At 74.0% G+C, this 3956-nt stretch carries 5 protein-coding genes; 2 read left to right on the top strand and 3 right to left on the bottom strand.

Annotated elements, in window-relative coordinates; all coding sequences use genetic code 11:
- Together menE and A5701_RS10255 are read left to right on the top strand one after the other, a co-directional pair.
- A partial coding sequence (gene menE / locus A5701_RS10260; RefSeq protein WP_082969718.1) for an o-succinylbenzoate--CoA ligase occupies positions 1 to 703 on the top strand: 703 nt, incomplete at its 5' end.
- An 11-nt stretch (positions 704 to 714) separates the two neighbouring features.
- Entirely contained in the window at positions 715 to 2067 is a 1353-nt protein-coding gene (locus A5701_RS10255) for a hypothetical protein (RefSeq protein ID WP_067752119.1), read from the top strand.
- A 97-nt stretch (positions 2068 to 2164) separates the two neighbouring features.
- Here A5701_RS10255 and A5701_RS10250 read toward each other — a convergent pair whose 3' ends face one another.
- From A5701_RS10250 to A5701_RS28110, 3 genes are read right to left on the bottom strand one after another with little or no spacing between them, the layout of a single operon-like run.
- Entirely contained in the window at positions 2165 to 2824 is a 660-nt protein-coding gene (locus A5701_RS10250; RefSeq protein WP_067752115.1) for a DUF2064 domain-containing protein, read from the bottom strand.
- Complete coding sequence (locus A5701_RS10245; protein WP_067752112.1) at positions 2821 to 3474, bottom strand: glycosyltransferase family 2 protein; 654 nt, start codon at positions 3472 to 3474, stop codon at positions 2821 to 2823. The genes A5701_RS10250 and A5701_RS10245 overlap by 4 nt, the downstream gene beginning before the upstream one ends.
- Positions 3475 to 3481: 7 nt before the next feature.
- On the bottom strand, positions 3482 to 3787 hold the full coding sequence (locus A5701_RS28110) for a hypothetical protein (protein ID WP_067752109.1): 306 nt from the start codon (positions 3785 to 3787) through the stop codon (positions 3482 to 3484).
- Positions 3788 to 3956: the final 169 nt, after the last annotated feature.

The following is a 3956-nucleotide window of genomic DNA, read 5'->3' as shown; positions in this document are numbered from 1 at the left end:
GCTGGTGGCCACGCAGCTGGCCAAGGCGCTGACCGACCCGGCGGCCGCCGCCGCGCTCGCCGAACTGGACGCCGTCCTGCTCGGCGGCGGCCCGGCCCCGCAGGGGGTGCTCGACGCCGCCGCGGCGGCCGGCGTCGCCGTGGTGCGCACCTACGGGATGAGCGAAACCGCGGGCGGTTGCGTGTACGACGGTGTGCCGCTGGACGGCGTCCTGGTCCAGGTCGCCGCCGGCGGCCGCGTCCTCCTCGGCGGCGCGACCCTGGCCAAGGGTTACCGCAACCCGGTGCAGCCCGACCCGTTCGCCGAGCCCGGCTGGTTCCGCACCGACGACCTCGGCGCCGTCGACGAGGCGGGTGTGCTGACCGTGCTGGGCCGCGCGGACGACGCGATCAGCACGGGCGGGCTCACCGTGCTGCCGCAACTGGTCGAGGCGGCGCTGGGCACCCACCCCGCCGTCGCCGACTGCGCGGTGTTCGGCCTGCCCGATGACCGGCTGGGCCAGCGGGTGGTCGCCGCGATCGTGCTGGCCGAGGGCCACGCGGCTCCGACGCTGGACGAGCTGCGCGCCCACGTGGCAGGCACCCTGGACACCACCGCCGCCCCGCGCGAACTGCACGTCGTCGAGGCGTTGCCGCGGCGCGGCATCGGCAAGGTCGACCGGTCGGGGTTGGTGCGCCGGTTCGCCGGGCCGGCCGATCAATAGGCTGGTCGACCGTGAGGCTGGCACGTCGGGAGTTTGTGGCCGCCGCGGTCGGGGCGGTGCTGGTGGGCGCGGCGTTCGTGCTGCCGCGGCTGCACTGGGGTGTGCGGCCGAGGACCGACGTCGGCCAGGAGCGGTTCGGCACACACACCGGGGCCGCCCCGATCTTCGGCGCCTGGGAGATTCACGCCAGCTGGGGCACCGGGCCTGCCATCGCCATCGCGATCGCCGCGGTGGTGTGGGGACCACTTCTGGCGCAACGCCTTTCGTGGCGGCTCCTGACGCTGAGCACGTGGGCCACCGCCTGCGGGTGGGCCTTCGCGCTGGCGATGATCGACGGCTGGCAGCGCGGCTTCGCCGGCCGGCTGACCACCCGCGACGAGTACCTGTCGCAGGTGCCGGGCATCACCGACATCCCCGCCACGCTGCGCACCTTCGCGAGCCGGATCGTCGACTACCAACCGAACTCCTGGACCACCCACGTCTCCGGGCACCCGCCCGGGGCGCTGCTGACGTTCGTCTGGCTGGACCGGATCGGCCTGCACGGGGGCGCCTGGGCGGGGTTGCTGTGCCTGCTGGCCGGGTCCAGCGCGGCGGCCGCGGTGCTGATCGCCGTCCGCGCACTGGCCGACGACCGGACCGCGCGGCGCGCCGCGCCGTTCGTGGCGGTGGCGCCGACGGCGATCTGGATCGCGGTCTCCGCCGACGGCTACTTCGCCGGGGTGGCGGCATGGGGCATCGCGCTGCTGGCCGTGGCGGTGCACCGCGGAACCCGCTTCCCCGCGCTGGTGGCCGCCGCCGCGGGGCTGCTGCTGGGCTGGGGCGTGTTCTGCAACTACGGCCTGATGTTGATGGGCCTGCCGGCGCTGGCGGTGCTGGCCTCGGCCGCCGACTGGCGCGCGGCGCTGCGGGCGCTCGGCCCGGCCACGCTGGCAGCCGTGGCCGTGGCGTCAACCTTCGCGGTGGCGGGGTTCTACTGGTTCGACGGCTATAACCTTGTGCAGCAACGGTATTGGCAGGGCATCGCCAAGGACCGCCCGTTTCAGTATTGGAGCTGGGCCAACCTGGCGTCCGTCGTGTGTGCGATCGGCCTGGGCAGCGTCGCCGGCGTCAGCCGGGTGTTCGACGCGGCGGCCATCCGCCGCCGCTCCGGGTTTCACCTGCTGCTGCTGGGCGTGCTGGCCGCCATCGCGTGCGCCGACCTGAGCATGCTCAGCAAGGCCGAGGTGGAGCGCATCTGGCTGCCATTCACGATCTGGCTCACGGCTTCGCCCGCGCTGCTGCCCGTCCGGTCGCACCGGGTGTGGCTGGCGCTCAACGCCGCCGGCGCCGTGCTGCTGAACACCGTCATCGTGACGAACTGGTAGGCGGCCCCGGCGGTTCGCCTCGTCGAGCCTGTAGTTTTGCAGGCCCACACTCACACTTTGCCTGCAGATCTACAGGCTCGGTGTGGCTGCGCGCGGGCTACAGCCCGGCCGTGCGGGTGACCTCCGCGAAGCGGCTGGACGGGCCGCAGGCCGCGCGCACCACGGCCACGTCGTCGGCGACGTCGAAGTCGGCGAGCACCGGCGCCGCGTAGGGCTCGATTCCCATGTCGTGCAACGCTCGATACGTCAGCAATCCGGTATCCGGCTGGGACATCGGGACGGCGCGCAGGCACTCGGCCGCCGCCGGGCTGCGCAGACCAAGCACCCACCAGCCGCCGTCGACGGCCGGCCCGAGCACGGCCGGCGCCTCCCGCAGCCGGTGGGCGCAGTCGGTCAGCAGGTCGGCGGTCACCTGCGGGGTGTCCATCCCGATCTGCACCACCGGATAGCCGTCGGCGGCGTCGGCGTGGGCGTTGGCCAGCCGGTCGGCGAAGTCGGCACCGCGCTGCGGAATCACCGTAAAAGCCTGCAGCCGTTGCCGAATCTCGGCGGCCCCGGCCGCCGCATCCAGATCGCCGGTCATGGCCACCACGCGGTTCGCCGCCGGCGCGGCGGCGACCGCGTCCAGCGTGTCCAACAGCGCGGCCGCGGCGATCTCGGCGGCCACCAAGTCCCCCACGGTGGCCGCGAGCCGGGTCTTGGCCAGGCCCGGCTCCGGCGCCTTGGCCACCACCAGCAGCGTCACCGGCAAGGTCACGAGATCACCTTCCAGAAGTCCAGGATCGCCGTGACGCTCCCCCGCAGGGACCCGCTGACCTTCGACTTCCCGCCGGTGCGGGGACCGTAGCTGACGTCGAGCTCGACCACGCGCCAACCGGCTGCCGCCGCGCGCACCAGCAGCTCCAGCGGATAGCCCGAGCGCCGGTCGGCGACGCCGAGGTTCAGCAGCGCCTCGCGCCGCGCCACCCGCATCGGCGCGATGTCGTGCACCGGCAATCCGTGGCGGGTGCGCAGCCGCCAGCTCATTACCACGGTGCCGACCCGGGCCACCCACGGCCAATGCAGCCCGGGCACCGGCCGGCGCCGGCCGATCACCAGGTCGGCGCCCTGCTCGAGCGCGGCGACCAGGCGCGGCAGGTCACCGGCGTCCATCGAGCCGTCGGCGTCGATGACCGCGACGATCGGGGTGGTCGCGGCGAGCACGCCCGCGTGCACCGCCGAGCCGTACCCGGCCCGCGGCTCGGCGACCACCTCGGCGCCGTGCCGCCGCGCCACCGCGGCGGTGTCGTCGGTGCTGTTGTTGTCGACCACCAACGCCCGGTATTCGGCGGGGATGGCCGCCAGCACGGCCGGCAGTGACTCCTCCTCGTTCAGGCAGGGCAGCACCACCGTGACCGCGTCGGGCATCACCGGCTCAGAACCCGCGATGGGGGTGAGGCTGCTGCGGGGCGAGCGTCTGCGGTTGCTGGGTCTGCGGTTGCTGGGTCTGCGTGTGCGGCGGCGCCACCGTCGTTTCGTGGGTGCTGGGCGGGGGCGCCGCGGTGGTCGGCGTTTGCGTCGAGGTGAGCGGGGTCTTGGTGTTCGTCGGCGGCGTCGTGGTCGTCACCGTAGGCGGGGTGGTCGTCGTCGGCACCGTCGTGGTGGGCGTGGTGGTGGACGGCTCCGTGGTCGTGGGCGTCGTTGTGGTGCGGCGGACGGCGGCATCGCCGTCGGCGACCATGTGGCCGTGGTGCGCGCGGCCTGCGGCCCGTCCAGCCGCTTCGCGGAGGTCACCCGCACGGCCGGGCTGTAGCCCGCGCGCAGCCACACCGAGCCTGTAGATCTGCAGGCAAAGTGTGAGTGTGGGCCTGCAAAACTACAGGCTCGACGAGGCGAACCGCCGGGGCCGC

Origin of the sequence: Mycobacterium sp. E3305 (genome assembly GCF_001666785.1) — a bacterium.
In the GTDB taxonomy this organism is placed as follows: Bacteria; Actinomycetota; Actinomycetes; order Mycobacteriales; family Mycobacteriaceae; genus Mycobacterium.
This window is presented reverse-complemented; position numbering and strand designations above follow the sequence as displayed.

Bases quoted from the DNA above. Each gene is read 5' to 3' on its own strand.
- A5701_RS10245 (WP_067752112.1), bottom strand. From the start codon at position 3,474: ATGCCCGACGCGGTCACGGTGGTGCTGCCCTGCCTGAACGAGGAGGAG.
- A5701_RS28110 (WP_067752109.1), bottom strand. From the start codon at position 3,787: ATGGTCGCCGACGGCGATGCCGCCGTCCGCCGCACCACAACGACGCCC.